Below are 14,759 nucleotides of genomic sequence, written 5' to 3' on the forward strand. Positions count from 1 at the left end.
GGAGTCCACATGACGCTTGCCTCGTTTCCCCGTTCCCTGGTCCGCTGCCTGGCGCTTGGCGCCGCTGCCGGCCTTGCCCTGGCGGCCTGCGCCAGCACCCAGTCCACGGCCGCCGGCGATGCAGCGCTGGCGGCGTCGCGCTGGGAGCTGACCAGCTGGACCGGGCATACCGTGCCGCACGGCGACAACGGCGAGCCGGTGATCCTCAATTTCAGCCAGGAAAACGGCAAGGGACGCGTCAGCGGCCGCGCCGGCTGCAACCAGTTCTCGGCGCCCTACTCGGTGCGCGGGCCAGGCCAGCTGACGATCGTCGAGGCAGTCACCACCCGCATGGCTTGCCCTGAACCGGCGATGCAGTTCGAGGCCGATTTCCTCGACAAGCTGCAGGCAGTCAACCAATACGCGATCACCGGCCAGCAGATGGAAATGAAAACCCTGGATGGCCAGGTCATGCGTTTCCATGCGCGCGAAAAACCGGGCGCCGCGGCCAAGATCAAATTCGTTTACGTCGCATCGCAGAAGGTCGCTTGCAGCGCCGGCGTCATGCGCACCACCTGCCTGCAGGTCCGCGAACGCAAGGAAGATCCATGGCAGCTCTGGTACGGCAATATCCAGGGCTTCAATTTTGAACCCGGCATCGCTTACCGCCTGCGCATCCTCGAAGAGCAGGTCGCCAATCCGCCGGCCGACGCCAGCTCCGTCAAGTGGACCCTCGACATGGTAGTGGAACAGGAAGTGGTCAAGAAATAATGGCGCTGCCTGATAACCACGACCACGGCTTGCCGCAGCTGTTGCTGCTGCCCGGTTTCATGCTGGACCAGACCCTGTGGGACGACATGCGCGACGGCCTGGCGCAGCTGGGCCAGCTGCATTTCGGCGATCTCGGCCAGGATGATTCGATCAGCGCCATGGCTGCGCGCGTCTTGCAAAACGCGCCGCCGCGTTTCGTGCTGGTCGGTTTTTCGATGGGCGGTTACGTGGCGCAGGCCATCATGCAGCAGGCGCCGCAACGGGTGATTGCGCTGGCCTTGCTGAATACTTCGGCGCGCCAGCAGGATCCGCGCGAAATCGCCGGCAACCGGATGCAGCTGGAACTGGCCAGGCAAGTGCCGTTCAAGGGCTTGACCAGCCGCGCGCTGGCGTCGTCGCTGCACCCGGACCGGGCGCATGACCGGGTATTGCTGGACCGCCTGCAGGCGATGGCCCTGCGCAACGGCAAGGAAGTCTTCATCCGGCAGTTGTCGGCGCTGCGCAGCGATGGTTACGCCGAACTGGAGAACATCCGCTGCCCGACGCTGGTTGTCGCCAGCAGCAACGACCAGCTCAGCAGCATCGCCGAAGCGGAGCTGATGGCGGCCCGGATTCCTGCCGCCAGCATGGTGGTGATCGAGGATTGCGGCCATATGACGCCGCTGGAGAAACCCGAAGAATTGTTGCTGATCCTGTCCGGCTGGCTATCGCAGTCAGTCAATCGCTGATATCCAAGCTACAGGACAGGTCACATCAGGTGCGTAGCCATAAGCTGCCGTAGCACAATATTGTATTTTAGAAAATGGATAATCTTTCGATAATATAAATGTCCTGAGATGGTAAAAAGACCACTTTTTGATGGTAGGGTATTAACCTTGTTTTTTTAATAACCAAGGAGACCGTCATGAAATTGGCCCACACTCTCATTTTCGCCGCAAGCCTCGGCGTTTCTGCCACGGCAGTCCATGCGCAGCAGCAATTCGTCAATGTGTTGACCGGCGGTTCCAGCGGTGTCTATTACCCGCTCGGCGTCGCCATGTCGCAGCTATATGGCAAAGCCCTGCCCGAAGCCAAAATCCAGGTGCAAGCCACCAAGGCATCGGTAGAAAATCTCAATCTGCTCGAACGCGGCCGCGGTGAAATCGGCTTTGCCCTGGCCGACAGCGTCAACGATGCCTGGACCGGCGTGGCCGATGCCGGCTTTCCCAAGCCATTGAAGAAAATCCGCGCGATTGGCGCAATTTATCCCAACTACATCCACATCGTTGCCCGCGCCGACAGCGGCATCCGCACCTTGGCCGATTTAAAAGGCAAACGCATTTCCGTCGGCGCGCCGAAATCCGGCACCGAACTCAATGCCCGCGCGGTGTTTGCCGCCGCCGGCTTGAAATACGCAGATTTTGCAAAGACTGAATTCCTGCCGTATTCCGAATCGGTCGAGCTGATGAAGAATCGCCAGCTGGACGCCACGCTGCAATCGTCCGGCCTGGGCATGGCTGCTTTCCGCGATCTGTCGACCACAATTCCCGTGGTCTTCATCCCTGTGCCGGCAGAGGTCGTCGCCAGAATCGGCAATCCGGCCTACCAGGCATCCAGCCTGCCGGCAAAAACCTACACCGGCCAGGATGCGGCCGTGCCAACCGTGGCGATCAACAATATTCTGGTAACCCATGACAAGGTGACGGCGGCTACGGCGTATGAAATGACCCGGCAGCTTTACGACAATATCGATCAGTTGGGCAATGCGCATAACGCAGCCAAAGCGATCGCCTTGGCCAATGCAGCCAGCGGCTTGCCGATTCCTTTGCATCCTGGCGCGGAACGCTATTTCCGTGAAAAAGGCTTGATCGAATAAAACATTTCGCGGCTGCACGACAAAGCCGCAAGCCAAGGCTGCAACACAGGAGCCTGCCGGGCGCATGCGATCTGCTTTTTCCATACGCCCGGCGCGAAAACAATTCAGGAGTCTCGCATGGAACAATCCCCGTCACGCCTATTCTGGCTGCTGTTTTACGGCGCTTTGGCGTTTTCCGCATTTCAGCTGGTCACGGCAGCGTTCAGCCCCGTTTCCACTACCGTGGTGCGCGCACTGCACGTCGGCTTTTTATTTCTGCTGATTTACTGCCAGTACGATTTGCGCGGCGTGAAACGGGAACGGCCCGGCTGGCTGGGCATCGCGCTTGGCCTGTGCGGCCTGGGCCTGGCGTTTTACCACTGGATATACGAAGGCGAGCTGGTTTTGCGCGCCGGCGAGCTCAATCAATGGGACTGGATCGTCGGTATCGCTACGCTGATACTGGTATTCGATGCTTCGCGCCGCATGATGGGCTGGGCATTGCCAGGCATCTGCCTGGCATTTCTAGCCTATGCCTTGTTTGGCGAATACCTGCCCGGCAGCTTCCAGCATCGCGGCTACAGCCTGGAACAAGTGATTTCACAGCTGGCTTTTGGTACAGAGGGTTTGTATGGGACGCCGACTTATGTGTCGTCAGGCTACATCTTCTTGTTCATTCTGTTCGGCGCCTTCCTGGAACAGGCAGGCATGCTGAAATTGTTTAACGACCTGGCGCTTGGCCTGGTCGGCAGCTCACGCGGCGGACCGGGAAAAGTGTCGGTGATTTCCTCCGGCCTGATGGGCACCATCAACGGCTCCGGCGTTGCAAACGTGGTCAGCACCGGCCAGTTCACGATTCCGCTGATGAAACGCTTCGGCTATCGCAGCGAGTTTGCCGGCGCGGTGGAGGCCACCAGTTCGATGGGCGGGCAGATCATGCCGCCAGTCATGGGAGCAGTGGCGTTCATCATGGCGGAAACGATCAATGTTCCCTATCTGGATATCACCAAGGCAGCCCTGATACCTGCCTTGCTGTATTTCTTCACGGTATTCTGGATGGTGCACCTGGAAGCCGGCCGCGCGGGCTTGATGGGCCTGGCAAAAGAAGATTGCCCCAATCCCCTGGCCGCGCTGCGCGCACGCTGGTATTTATTGTTGCCGCTTGCGGTCTTGGTCGCGCTATTGTTCTCAGGCTTCACGCCGCTGTTTTCCGGCATGGTGGGCCTGGCTTTGACGGTGGTGCTGATCCTCGGCAGCGGGCTGGCTGCGCGGATCAGTGCAACGCTGTGGCGCGTGATGTTCTGGCTCGCTCTGGGCGTGGCTTGCGCGACGTTCAACCAATACGGCATTACGGCGATTTTTGCCGTGGTGACCGTGCTGGTCGTGCTGATTTTCCTGGGCCGCGACCGCGGCGTCCTCAACACCGCGGTGGATGCCTTGTATCACGGCGCTTTGCACGCTCTGCCTGTCGGCATCGCTTGCGCCCTGGTCGGCGTGATCATTGGCGTCATTTCCCTGACCGGCGTTGCCACCACGGTTGCCGGCCACATCATCGACCTCGGCGAGCATAGCTTGATGCTGTCGCTGCTGCTGACGATGCTGACATGCCTGGTGCTGGGCATGGGGATCCCCACCATTCCCAACTACATCATCACCAGCTCCATTGCCGCACCTGCATTGCTGGATTTGGGCGTGCCTTTAATCGTGTCCCACATGTTTGTCTTTTACTTCGGCATCATGGCCGACCTGACGCCGCCGGTCGCGCTCGCCGCTTTTGCCGCATCGCCCATTGCACGCGCTTCCGGCATGGCGATCGGCATGAAGGCATTGCAAATTGCGATTGCCGGGTTCCTCGTGCCTTTCATGGCGGTATACGACCCGGCGTTGATGCTGCAAGGCGACCCGACCTGGGGCGCGATTGCTTACATCAGCGTCAAAGCCTTGCTGGCAGTGGCTTTATGGGGCATGGGAACGATTGGTTTTTGGCGCGGACGCCTGGCCTGGTGGGAACGCATCGCAATGATTGCCGCCGCCTGCGCGCTGGTGGTGAAGCTGCCGTTTAGCGATGAATCGGGTTTTGCCTTCGCCCTGGTTTTATTGGTGCAGCATTGGTGGCGTTGGCGCAATGCTGCGCCCGTCAGCGCTGTCCCTATGTCCGCGCAAAGCCGGCCATGAATCATGCTCTGCCTGGCCAGCGGCGGCGCTAAAGCCGTGCTCGCCATTGCCAGCTTTACGCTGGCTTGGCAGCACTCGGTGGAAAAAATCCGCTGGGAAGAGAGTTATCGCGTGGAAGCCGGCGCACTGGTGCTGGAAGAAGCTCGCGTGCAAGGCAGCGGCGCGGGCATTGAGCCGCCGCTTGCGAGCGTGTTGAAAGACGGGTTCTGGCGTTGGCAACCCCGGCAAGCCATGCCGGAATTGCTGCTGACGCGTTCGGAATTCACGCCTGACTATCAATTCTGCACCCGGGATCGCTGCCAGCCATTGGCTGAGATCGTGCCGCCGGCGGCGGCAGTTACGAGATTATGGGCCTGCGATAAAAACATGCAGGCGAACTGATTACAGCGCCAAGCGCTGGCGCGCAGCTTGATATTCAGTCTGCAAACGATCCACCATCTGCGCCACGCTAGGCACGTCGTCCATCAGGCCCACGCCCTGGCCGGCGCCCCAGATATCGCGCCAGGCTTTGGCGCCGGTGCCGCCCGAGCCGAAATTCATCTTCGATTTATCCGCTTCCGGCAGGTTGTCCGGATCGAGCCCGGCGTTGACGATCGACTTTTTCAGGTAGTTGCCATGGACGCCGGTGAACAAGTTGGTGTACACCACGTCGGCTGCTGTCGATTCCACGATCGCCTGGCGATAGGCGTCGTCGACATGGGCTTCCTTGGTCGCCAGCCAGCGCGAGCCGATGTAGGCGAAATCGGCGCCCATCGCCTGCGCTGCCAGGATCGCATCGCCGGTGGCGATGGCGCCCGACAGAGCGATCGGTCCTTTGAAGAATTTACGCACCTCGCCCACCAGCGCAAACGGCGACAAAGGCCCGGCATGGCCGCCGGCCCCGGCCGCCACCAGGATCAGGCCGTCGACGCCGGCTTCCAGCGCCTTTTGCGCATGGCGGATCGAAATCACGTCATGCAGCACGATGCCGCCGTAGCCGTGGATCGCATCCATCATTTCCGGCGGCGGTGCGCGCAGGCTGGAGATGATGATCGGCACCCGGTGCTTGACGCAGACGGCGACGTCGTGCGCCAGGCGGTCGTTCGATTGATGGACGATCTGGTTGACCGCGATCGGCCCCACTTTTGCATTCGGATGTTCAGCCTGGTAGGCCGCCAGTTCGGCCTGCAGGTCGGTCAGCCAGGTGTCCAGCAGTTCCGCCGGCCGGGCGTTCAGCGCCGGGAACGAGCCGACGATGCCCGCCTTGCATTGGGCGGCCACCAGGGCTGGGCCGCTGGCGATGAACATCGGCGAGCCGATGACGGGTAAGCTCAGGTTTTGCAACGCTGCTGGCAATGCCATGACGACCTCTGGTAGTAGATATCAAGAGTTTTTATTATAGGGAGAAAACGCGGACAAAAAGTACGATCGTGCTAGATTTTGTCCTCTAAAACCCAGGCCCGGCCTGCCCTCCCGGTTACCGCTGCAAGGCGGTTCAATGTCGATTGCACAAAAAACCGTCGCGTATTTCAGCCGCGCCGGCGCGCACCAGCTGCGCCACCGTCCATGCGCCCAGGTCGGCTTCATTGAGTTGCAGGTAACGCCGGTTGGCGGCCGCCACCAGCGGCAAGGCAGTCAGCATCGGCTGCACCTCGGCCAATTTGATCTGCTGCCGCTCCAGCAGCAGGAATTTCAGCAAGACCTTGATGGCGTTCTGCGCATTGCGCTGCGGATCCGCGGCCAGGTAGTCCAGGCGCGAAAACGCCGTATCCAGCGCGGCGGCAACGCCGCTGAACGGACTGCCATGGCCGGGAATCACCAGCTTCACGTCCAGGGTGGCGATCAACTCCAGCGTCGCCCGCTCTTCAGCAAAACCCGATTCACCGTCCAGTTCCGGAAAGATCACGCCGAAACCGTTTTCCCACAAGGCGTCGGCGGAAATCAGGATGCCATGCTCCTGGCAATAAAAAATCAGCGAATGCGGATCATGCCCGGCTGCCGCCAGCACCTGCCATTGCAGATCGCCCAGCGTCAGCAGGTCGCCCGCCTGCAGGGTGGCGTCGAAACTGAAACGCGCGCACTGCTGGCCGGTGCCGCTGTAGCTCAGCGCGTCCTGGTCCCAGCTGCGCACCTGTTCGGCTTGCCCGGCCGGGATCGCGGTGTGGCAGCGGTAAGCCAGTTGCAAGGCGGCATTGCCGCCGCAATGGTCGGAATGCAGATGGGTGTTCAGCAAACGGTCCAGCGGCCGCCCCTGCAAGCCGTGCGCCACCAGCGCCACGGTTTGCGCCGCATGGCTCAGGTAACCGCTGTCGACCAGTGCCGTCTGTTCGCGTCCCAGGAACAGGATGTTATTGGAGGACAGCCAGCCGCGCTCCAGCACGCGCATGGTCGGCGGCAATTGCAGCGCCGTCATGCCGCCGCCCGCCGCTGCCTGATCTGCAGCCAGATGCGGCGTTTCTGTTCATCGCTGGCGCAGCTCCAGGCGGCAATTTCATCCAAGGTGCGCAGGCAGCCGTCGCACAGGCCGCTGGCCGCGTTCATCACGCACACGTTGATGCAGGGCGATGCGCTGTAATCCGGGCCGTGATCCTGGCTGAGTGCGCCGCCGGCCGGCTTGATTTGCTTGTTTTCCACGCTGTCTCGAAATATCCTGATGGTTGTCCGTTGCTTATTCCTATAATACGCGACACCACAGCTCTCCATGGCGACCACCTGCATGCTCAATATTCTACTGGCTGAAGACGAAAGCGCGATTGCCGACACGGTGATCTATGCCCTCAGCAGCGAAGGCTTCCAGGTGCAGCACTGCCTGCTCGGCAGCGCCGCCCTGCAACAGGCGCGCAGCGGCCGCTTTGACCTGGCGGTGCTGGACGTCGGCCTGCCCGACATGAGCGGCTTCGACGTCTGCCGCGAGCTGCGCAAGTTTTCTTCGCTGCCGGTGATTTTCCTGACCGCGCGCGGCAGTGAAATCGACCGTTTGATCGGCCTCGAAATCGGCGCCGACGATTACATGGTCAAGCCATTCTCGCCGCGCGAACTGGCGGCCCGCATCCGGGTCGTGCTGCGCCGCCTGAACCCCGCGCCGGCTGCGGAAGCAAATGCATCGCCGCCAGCCTTGCTGGGAGAATTCGAGCTTGACCAGGCCGGCATGCGCATCCGCTACGGCGGCCACGCCTTGCAGCTGACGCGCTACGAATACCTGCTGCTGAACATGCTGCTGAGCCGGCCGGGCGGCATCTTTACCCGCCAGCAGCTGATGGACTCGATCTGGCGCGATGCCCCCGACAGCACCGACCGCACCGTCGACACCCACGTCAAGACCTTGCGCATCAAACTGAAAGCCGTGGCGCCGGCCGCGGATCCTATCCACACCCATCGCGGCCTCGGTTATTCGATAGAGCTGGCGCCGAACGGCAAGCAGGCCAGCACGTGAAACTCGGCATCCGCATCCTGCTTGGCTATTTCCTGATCGTCGGGCTGGCCGGCGTGTTCATCCAGCGCGTGTTCCTGGCCGAGGTCAAGCCGGCGGTGCGGCAGGCGATGGAGGACACGCTGGTCGACACTGCCAACATCCTGGCCGAGCTGGCCGCCGACGACATGAAACAGAACCGCATCGCCGACGGCAACTTCGCCAGCCGGGTGCGCGAATACGCCCATCGCGACATCAACGCCAAGATCTGGAGCTTCCGCAAGACCACGCTGGATTACCGCATCTACGTTACCGACCTGAAAGGGATCGTGCAGTTCGATTCGACCGGACGCGCCATCGGCCAGGACTACTCGCGCCGCAATGACGTCTACCTGACCCTGCGCGGCAATTACGGCGTGCGCTCGACGCGCGATGTCGACAACGACGACAGCAGCACCGTCATGCACGTGGCCGCGCCCATCATCGACCAGGGCAAGATGATAGGCGTGCTCACCGTCGCCAAGCCGAACAACACCCTGCAGCCGGCGATCTCGCAAAGCGAACGGACCATCCTGCGCTGGGGCGCCCTGCTGCTGGTGCTGTCGCTGGCGGTGGGATTGGCGGTCACCTTGTGGATCAGCCGCTCGCTGGGCGCCTTGCAGCGCTACGCCCGCGCCGTCACCGCCGGCGAACGGGCGCAGCCGCCGGCCAGGGGCGCCAGCGAAATCGTCGAACTGGGACGGGCGCTGGAGTCAATGCGGCAAAGGCTGGAGGGCAAGCAATACGTCGAACACTACATCCACAGCCTGACGCATGAGATGAAAAGCCCGCTGGCGGCGATCCGCGGCGCGGCGGAGCTGCTGGATGAAGACCTGCCCGCAGCGGAGCAGCGGCGCTTTGCCCATAATATCCGCGGCCAATCGCAACGGCTGTCGGAGCTGATCGAAAAGATGCTGGCATTGGCAGCGATCGAACACCGGCAGGCGCTGGAAAACATCGTCGCCGTCAATCTCGGGCAATTGCTGGCAGATGTCATTGCGCTGCTGGAGCCGCGCTTGCAGCAGGCTAAAGTGACGGTGCAGGTCGCCAATACGGCCGGACTTCCGCAAATCCGCGGCGAGCTATTCCTGCTGCGCCAGGCCCTGCTCAATCTGCTTGAGAACGCCATCGATTTTTCACCGCCAGGCAGCGTCATCACCGTACAAGCCGACACCGGCGTTGCCGGCGTGGTCACGCTGGCCGTAATGGACAGCGGTCCCGGCATCCCGGACTATGCGCTGGAGCGTGTATTCGAACGTTTTTATTCTTTGCCACGCCCCGCCAGCAATGAAAAAAGCACCGGCCTCGGGCTCTGCTTCGTGCAGCAGGTGGCGCAGCTGCATCACGGCCAGATCACCTTGCGCAACCGCAGCACGGGCGGCGCCGAGGCGCGGCTGACGTTGCCGTTCCAGGCGGCCTAGACCAACTTCACGCTCGCTTCACAATACCCTCCGATTGACGCCGCACAGCCGCCGTCATCGATTCACACGCTCTGCTTACACTCGGATTTACCGTGACGCCCTGTCACTTTGCCCAGACCGAGAGAGACCATGAACCGACCCCTGATATTCAAACTGCTGGCCATTGCTTTCCTGACCTTGCTGATCCTGATCCCGCTCGGCCTGATCCACGATACCGTGCAGGACCGGCTGCGCTATCGCCAGGAAGCGGTGGCGTCAATTGCCGCCAGCTATGCCGGCAACCAGACCGTCACCGGACCGGTCCTGGTGGTGCCATACAAAATCAAGATTGATGAATTGACCGGCCAGGATGGCAATGGGAAAAAAACCTATAGCAGCCGTATCGAGGACCGGGAATACCTGTTTTTCCCGAAAGATCTGCAGATGCAAGGCAAGCTGCTGCCGACCGAACGCTATCGCGGTTTGCACAAGGTGCTGGTGTACGAATTGCAAGGCCATTTCGGCGGCCGCATCGATTATCAGCTGCCGTCGGCCGAACAGCTGGCTTCCGACAAGATAACCTTGCTGCCACCCTACCTGGCAATCGGCATCAGCGATGTGCGCGGGCTGATCGGTTCGCCGTCAATAAAAATGGGAACGCAGCAGCTGGCGCTGGAACAGGGCGCCGGCAGCTTCGGCAAGGGCATGCATGCGGCTTTGTCGCCAACCAGCCTTGCCGGTAGCGACGGCCTGGATTTTTCACTCGACCTGACCCTGGCCGGCACCGAAAGCCTGGCGGTCACACCAGTTGGCGATAACAACCGCATCGAACTGACATCCAGCTGGCCGCATCCGCAATTCGGCGGCAGCTTTTTGCCACGTGTCCGCAATATCTCTGAAAAGGGATTTCACGCCATCTGGGAAGTCTCATCGCTAGCCTCCAACGCACAACGTGAGCTGCGTACCGGCCGCGACGGCAAAACCGCGATAGAAAGCCTGCAGATCCAGCTGGCCGAACCGGTGAATATCTATTCCCAGGCGGATCGGGCGACCAAATACGGCCTGCTGTTCGTGCTGCTGACCTTTGTCGGTTTCTTCATTTTTGAAACGATAAAGCAACTGCCGATCCATCCGATCCAGTACCTGCTGGTCGGCTTGGGACTGGCGATATTCTTCCTGCTGCTGGTCAGCCTGTCCGAGCACATTGCCTTTTGGATCGCCTACCTGGTCGCCAGCGCCGCCTGTATCGGCCTGCTAGGATTTTATCTGGCCCAGGTCCTGCGCAGTTTCCGCCGCGGCCTCGGTTTCGGCGCCATGCTGACGCTGCTGTACGGCACGCTGTATGGCCTGCTGATCTCGGAAGACAATGCGCTGTTGCTGGGCAGCCTGATGCTGTTCGCAATCCTGGCGATCATCATGATCGTGACGCGCAAGATCGACTGGTATCAGACATCCGCGCTGAAAATCGCACAAAGCAACTAAGTACGCCCGGGCCTGTCCGATCAGGCCCGCAACGCCACATCCGCCACCGGCGCCGCTGTCATCGTCACCAGCTGCTGCGGCGTCAGGTTGAACACCGCGTGCGGATGCCCTGCCGCCGCCCAGACGCTGTTCAACTCCAGCAAGTCCTGATCGATCAGCATCACCGTCTTGCCGACATGGCCGATAGGACAGACGCCGCCGATGGCGTAGCCGATACGCTCCTTGACGAAACGCGCATCGGCCTTTCCCAGCGGGCCGACCAGCGCCGCCACCTTGGCTTCATCGACGCGGTTGCTGCCGCTGGCCACCACCATCACGGCAGCGTCGTCGGTCAAGCGCCGGAACACGATCGACTTGGCGATCTCGGCGACGCTGCAGCCCAATCCCGCGGCGGCCTCGGCTGAAGTCTTGCCGGTTTCCGGCAGCATCACGACTTGCTTGTCATGTCCGATTGCCGCCAGCAGGTCGGCGACGCGTTGCGCGCTGTCGGGAAGTGTAGTCATTCGCTTTTCATTTCATTGAAAATTTTCAGGCTGACAAGCCACCGCAGCCGGTTTATTTGGATTTGGCCGTGTCGAAATATTGCGCGTGCAGCTTGTCGTAGGTGCCGTCAGCCTTGATCGCGGCCAGGCCCTGGTTGATTTTCGCCAGCAATGCCGCATCGCCCTTTTTCACCGCGATGCCGAAAAACTCTTTCGGGAAATTCTCGTCCATCACCATGCGGATGCCCTTTACCTGGTTGTTGGCCAGGTAATGCACTACGGCGCCCTTGTCGGCAATGACGGCGCTGACACCGCCGGTTTCAAGTTCTTTCAAGGCCAGCGGGCTGGACTCAAAACGCTTGATATTGGCATTGTTGTCGCCCGACAGCTTCTGCATCATTTCGTCGCCGGTCGAACCTTGCAGGACGCCGACCGTCAGCGGCTTGAGATCGGTGATCTTCTGGATTTTCGAATCGAGCGGCACGACGATGACCTGGCCCGCTTCAAAATACGGATCTGAAAAATCGACCGTCAGCTTGCGCTTCTCGGTAATCGTCAGGCCGGACATGATGATGTCGCGGTCGCCCTGCGCCAGCGCGGTGAAAATGCCGTCGAACGGCGTATTGATGAACTTGACCTTCATGCCTTCTTTCGCCGCCAGCGCCTTCATGACGTCGATATCGAAGCCAACCAGCTCCTTGTTCTCGTTTTCATATTCGAAAGGCGCGTAAGTAGCGCCGGTGCCGACCACATATTCCTTCACCGCCGCGCCGGCCGCCGGCTTGTCTTCATGCTTGCCGCATGCGCTTAGTCCGCTCAGGGCCAGTACGGCGAGCATGAGGGAGGCTGTCTTGATTACGGTGCGTTTCATAAAATTTCCATTTCCTGTTGATGAGTCGACGATATTTTTTAAGCGATGCGCTTGGCGGCGATGGCGTTGCCGGCGCGGCTGACAGCCTTGCGGCCCAGGTGCGCCGAAATGAACTGGCCGGCGTCGACTACCGCATCGAGATCGATGCCGGTCTCGATGCCGAGCCCCTGCATCAGGTACAGCACGTCTTCCGACGACACGTTGCCGGTCGCACCCTTGGCATACGGGCAGCCGCCCAGGCCGGCGACGGACGAGTGGTAGATCGAAATACCGACTTCCAGGCTGGCGTAGATATTCGCCAGCGCCTGGCCGTAGGTATCGTGGAAATGGCCGGACAGGCGTTCGATCGGAAATTCCTGCACCAGCCTTTGCATCACCGCATGGACCTTGTTCGGGGTAGCGACGCCGATGGTGTCGGCAATATCTATCTCGTCGCATCCGAGGTCGCGCAAGCGATGCAGCACGTCGACCACCGAATCGATGCCGACTTCGCCCTGGTACGGACAGCCGAAAGCGCAGCTGATGCTGCCGCGCAGGCGCTTGCCTTCCTGCTTGGCGACTTGCGCCACTTCGCGGAAGCGCTCAATCGATTCGGCGATGGAGCAATTGATGTTCTTTTGCGAGAACGCTTCCGAAGCCGCGCCGAAGATCACCATCTCGTCGGCGCCGGCCGCCAGTGCGGCTTCCAGGCCCTTCATGTTCGGCACCAGGGCCGAATAGATGACGCCCGGCTTGCGCTGGATGGCGGCCATCACTTCGCTCGATGTCGCCATTTGCGGCACCCATTTCGGCGAGACGAAGGACGCGGCTTCGATGTTGACGAAACCGGCTTTGGTGAGCTGGTCGACCAGTGCGATCTTGACGTCGGCCGGGATGGTTTCCTTTTCGTTCTGCAAGCCGTCGCGCGGGCCGACTTCAACGATCTTTACCTTGCTGGGGAATGTCATGTCATCACCTCTCAATAACCTTTGCTGCGGTCAACTACGCCGTTCACGCTGTTGCCCTGTTCCAGTGCATGGATCTTGTCTCGGACCTGCAGGATGGTGTCCTGGTGCAGCGACAATGCCGAGATATGCGGCGTGATGCTGATGCGCGGTTCTTGCCAGAACGGATGGTCGGACGCCAGCGGCTCATGTTCGAACACATCCAGCGTTGCTCCCGCGACCTGCCCTTCCCGCACCGCCGCCAGCAGGTCGGCTTCGACCACGTGGCCGCCGCGGGCAACGTTGACCAGGTAAGCGCCGTCCTTGCCCGTTTGCAGTTTCTGCAGGTTCTGGCGATTGACGATGCCGCGCGTCGAATCTGTCAGAGGCAAGATACATACCAGCACCCGCGATGCACGCAGGAAAGCATCGAGGCCGTCATCGCCGGCGTAGCAAGAGATTCCAGGCAAGTCTTTTGGACTGCGGCTCCAGCCGTTCAGGGGAAAGCCGAAATGCGCCAGCGATTCTGCAATGCGCGAGCCGAGCACACCCAGGCCGAGGATGCCGACGCTGAAATCGCGCTTGTCGGGAGCCGGCAGCTGCTTCCATTCACCGCGTGCGGCTTGTTCCCGGTATTTATCGAAGCGGCGGAAATAGCCCAGGACTGCATGCGTCACGTATTCGGCCATCTGGATCGCCATGCCGCCGTCGTCGATGCGGATCAGCGGCACGCTGGCCGGGATGGCGTCGCCTAGCTGCAGGATGGCGTCGACGCCGGCGCCGAGGTTGAAGATGGCTTTCAGGTCGCTGCGGCCGCGCAGCATGGCTGCCGGCGGGCGCCAGACCAGGGCGTAGTCGGCCGGGGCGTTGTCGCCTTCCTGCCAGAAACGGATTTCGGCTTGCGGCAGGGCGGTGCTGAAATCGGCCATCCAGCTTTCCAGGCCGCTGCCGGGGGGGACGTAGAACAGGAGTTTCACTATTTGGTCCTCAAACTATCTTGATGCTTGTGCAAAACGAATGCGACGGTTTGTACTCCGTGGGCCGTTAATTAGGGTCAGAGTAATTTACGACGATGAAACTGTCGTAAAAAAACTCTGATAATCATCTAGCCGTCCTCCCCTTGGCAAACGCCAAGCGATAAAGTAACGGTGCGAACCCAACTTTATCAAGGAGAACGGCATGTTATTTTGCGGCATAGACCTCCATTCGAACAACAATTTTATTGTCATTTCCGATGACACGGACAAAGTCGTGTATTCCAGGCGATTACCGAATAATCTGGACGAGATTTGTGCGGCCTTGGAACCGTATCGGTCAGAGCTCTCTGGCGTTGTTGTGGAATCGACCTATAACTGGTACTGGCTTGTCGACAGTCTCATCGAGGCTGGTTATTCTCTGCACCTGGCCAATACCAC

Annotated in this window: 15 protein-coding genes and 1 pseudogene; 9 read left to right on the plus strand and 7 right to left on the minus strand. The window is 60.8% G+C overall.

All coding sequences use genetic code 11. The features are described from left to right. Positions 1–9: 9 nt before the first annotated feature. From BM062_RS08160 to BM062_RS08180, 5 genes are all read left to right on the plus strand, one after another. A complete protein-coding gene (locus BM062_RS08160) occupies positions 10–750 on the plus strand; it encodes an META and DUF4377 domain-containing protein (protein ID WP_175500928.1) in 741 nt (246 codons plus the stop codon). Next, positions 750–1,478 carry an alpha/beta fold hydrolase gene (locus BM062_RS08165; protein ID WP_371326562.1) on the plus strand — a complete coding sequence of 243 codons (729 nt, stop codon included), beginning with the start codon at positions 750–752 and terminating at the stop codon, positions 1,476–1,478. The genes BM062_RS08160 and BM062_RS08165 overlap by 1 nt, the downstream gene beginning before the upstream one ends. A gap of 176 nt (positions 1,479–1,654) precedes the next feature. Then, complete coding sequence (locus BM062_RS08170) at positions 1,655–2,605, plus strand: TAXI family TRAP transporter solute-binding subunit (RefSeq protein ID WP_092395633.1); 951 nt, start codon at positions 1,655–1,657, stop codon at positions 2,603–2,605. Between the two features lie 117 nt (positions 2,606–2,722). Beyond that, positions 2,723–4,759 carry a TRAP transporter permease gene (locus tag BM062_RS08175; RefSeq protein WP_092395635.1) on the plus strand — a complete coding sequence of 679 codons (2,037 nt, stop codon included), beginning with the start codon at positions 2,723–2,725 and terminating at the stop codon, positions 4,757–4,759. Positions 4,760–4,762: 3 nt separating this feature from the next. Continuing rightward, positions 4,763–5,140 carry a DUF1850 domain-containing protein gene (locus BM062_RS08180; RefSeq protein ID WP_217647569.1) on the plus strand — a complete coding sequence of 126 codons (378 nt, stop codon included), beginning with the start codon at positions 4,763–4,765 and terminating at the stop codon, positions 5,138–5,140. Here the strand turns inward: BM062_RS08180 and BM062_RS08185 are convergent, their stop codons facing one another. From BM062_RS08185 to BM062_RS08195, 3 genes are all read right to left on the minus strand, one after another. Further along, entirely contained in the window at positions 5,141–6,100 is a 960-nt protein-coding gene (locus BM062_RS08185) for an NAD(P)H-dependent flavin oxidoreductase (protein WP_092395639.1), read from the minus strand. A gap of 133 nt (positions 6,101–6,233) precedes the next feature. Further along, positions 6,234–7,151: an MBL fold metallo-hydrolase gene (locus BM062_RS08190; RefSeq protein WP_092395641.1), complete on the minus strand. Its 918-nt coding sequence runs from the start codon at positions 7,149–7,151 to the stop codon at positions 6,234–6,236. Then, the gene (locus BM062_RS08195; RefSeq protein ID WP_371326563.1) at positions 7,148–7,372 is read right to left on the minus strand and encodes a DUF1289 domain-containing protein; all 225 of its coding nucleotides are present in this window, start codon (positions 7,370–7,372) and stop codon (positions 7,148–7,150) included. The genes BM062_RS08190 and BM062_RS08195 overlap by 4 nt, the downstream gene beginning before the upstream one ends. Before the next feature lie 82 nt (positions 7,373–7,454). Between BM062_RS08195 and creB the strand changes: the two genes are divergently transcribed. The 3 genes from creB to creD all read left to right on the plus strand — a co-directional run bounded on the left by creB (position 7,455) and on the right by creD (position 11,068). Next, complete coding sequence (gene creB, locus BM062_RS08200) at positions 7,455–8,171, plus strand: two-component system response regulator CreB (RefSeq protein ID WP_254784994.1); 717 nt, start codon at positions 7,455–7,457, stop codon at positions 8,169–8,171. Continuing rightward, positions 8,168–9,607 carry a two-component system sensor histidine kinase CreC gene (gene creC / locus BM062_RS08205; protein WP_092395647.1) on the plus strand — a complete coding sequence of 480 codons (1,440 nt, stop codon included), beginning with the start codon at positions 8,168–8,170 and terminating at the stop codon, positions 9,605–9,607. Before creB ends, creC begins: the two co-directional genes overlap by 4 nt. A gap of 129 nt (positions 9,608–9,736) precedes the next feature. Further along, positions 9,737–11,068: a cell envelope integrity protein CreD gene (creD, locus tag BM062_RS08210; protein ID WP_254784995.1), complete on the plus strand. Its 1,332-nt coding sequence runs from the start codon at positions 9,737–9,739 to the stop codon at positions 11,066–11,068. Between the two features lie 20 nt (positions 11,069–11,088). Here creD and BM062_RS08215 read toward each other — a convergent pair whose 3' ends face one another. The 4 genes from BM062_RS08215 to BM062_RS08230 are packed head-to-tail and all read right to left on the minus strand — an operon-like array spanning position 11,089 to position 14,321. Then, the gene (locus tag BM062_RS08215) at positions 11,089–11,571 is read right to left on the minus strand and encodes a YbaK/EbsC family protein (RefSeq protein WP_092395651.1); all 483 of its coding nucleotides are present in this window, start codon (positions 11,569–11,571) and stop codon (positions 11,089–11,091) included. 52 nt (positions 11,572–11,623) lie between these two features. After that, the gene (locus tag BM062_RS08220; RefSeq protein ID WP_092395653.1) at positions 11,624–12,421 is read right to left on the minus strand and encodes a basic amino acid ABC transporter substrate-binding protein; all 798 of its coding nucleotides are present in this window, start codon (positions 12,419–12,421) and stop codon (positions 11,624–11,626) included. Between the two features lie 38 nt (positions 12,422–12,459). Then, a complete protein-coding gene (locus BM062_RS08225) occupies positions 12,460–13,368 on the minus strand; it encodes a hydroxymethylglutaryl-CoA lyase (protein WP_092395655.1) in 909 nt (302 codons plus the stop codon). Positions 13,369–13,379: 11 nt separating this feature from the next. Further along, positions 13,380–14,321 carry a 2-hydroxyacid dehydrogenase gene (locus BM062_RS08230; RefSeq protein ID WP_254784997.1) on the minus strand — a complete coding sequence of 314 codons (942 nt, stop codon included), beginning with the start codon at positions 14,319–14,321 and terminating at the stop codon, positions 13,380–13,382. A 202-nt stretch (positions 14,322–14,523) separates the two neighbouring features. Here BM062_RS08230 and BM062_RS25775 point away from each other — a divergent pair. Beyond that, positions 14,524–14,759, plus strand: a pseudogene (locus BM062_RS25775) (IS110 family transposase); the annotation flags it as partial.

Origin of the sequence: Collimonas sp. OK412 (genome assembly GCF_900112135.1) — a bacterium.
In the GTDB taxonomy this organism is placed as follows: Bacteria; Pseudomonadota; Gammaproteobacteria; order Burkholderiales; family Burkholderiaceae_D; genus Collimonas; species Collimonas rhizosphaerae.

Coding starts and splice junctions, on each gene's coding strand:
- BM062_RS08160 (WP_175500928.1), top strand. CDS start 10: ATGACGCTTGCCTCGTTTCCCCGTTCCCTGGTCCGCTGCCTGGCGCTT.
- BM062_RS08165 (WP_371326562.1), top strand. CDS start 750: ATGGCGCTGCCTGATAACCACGACCACGGCTTGCCGCAGCTGTTGCTG.
- BM062_RS08170 (WP_092395633.1), top strand. CDS start 1,655: ATGAAATTGGCCCACACTCTCATTTTCGCCGCAAGCCTCGGCGTTTCT.
- BM062_RS08175 (WP_092395635.1), top strand. CDS start 2,723: ATGGAACAATCCCCGTCACGCCTATTCTGGCTGCTGTTTTACGGCGCT.
- BM062_RS08180 (WP_217647569.1), top strand. CDS start 4,763: ATGCTCTGCCTGGCCAGCGGCGGCGCTAAAGCCGTGCTCGCCATTGCC.
- BM062_RS08185 (WP_092395639.1), bottom strand. CDS start 6,100: ATGGCATTGCCAGCAGCGTTGCAAAACCTGAGCTTACCCGTCATCGGC.
- BM062_RS08190 (WP_092395641.1), bottom strand. CDS start 7,151: ATGACGGCGCTGCAATTGCCGCCGACCATGCGCGTGCTGGAGCGCGGC.
- creB (WP_254784994.1), top strand. CDS start 7,455: ATGCTCAATATTCTACTGGCTGAAGACGAAAGCGCGATTGCCGACACG.
- creD (WP_254784995.1), top strand. CDS start 9,737: ATGAACCGACCCCTGATATTCAAACTGCTGGCCATTGCTTTCCTGACC.
- BM062_RS08215 (WP_092395651.1), bottom strand. CDS start 11,571: ATGACTACACTTCCCGACAGCGCGCAACGCGTCGCCGACCTGCTGGCG.
- BM062_RS08220 (WP_092395653.1), bottom strand. CDS start 12,421: ATGAAACGCACCGTAATCAAGACAGCCTCCCTCATGCTCGCCGTACTG.
- BM062_RS08225 (WP_092395655.1), bottom strand. CDS start 13,368: ATGACATTCCCCAGCAAGGTAAAGATCGTTGAAGTCGGCCCGCGCGAC.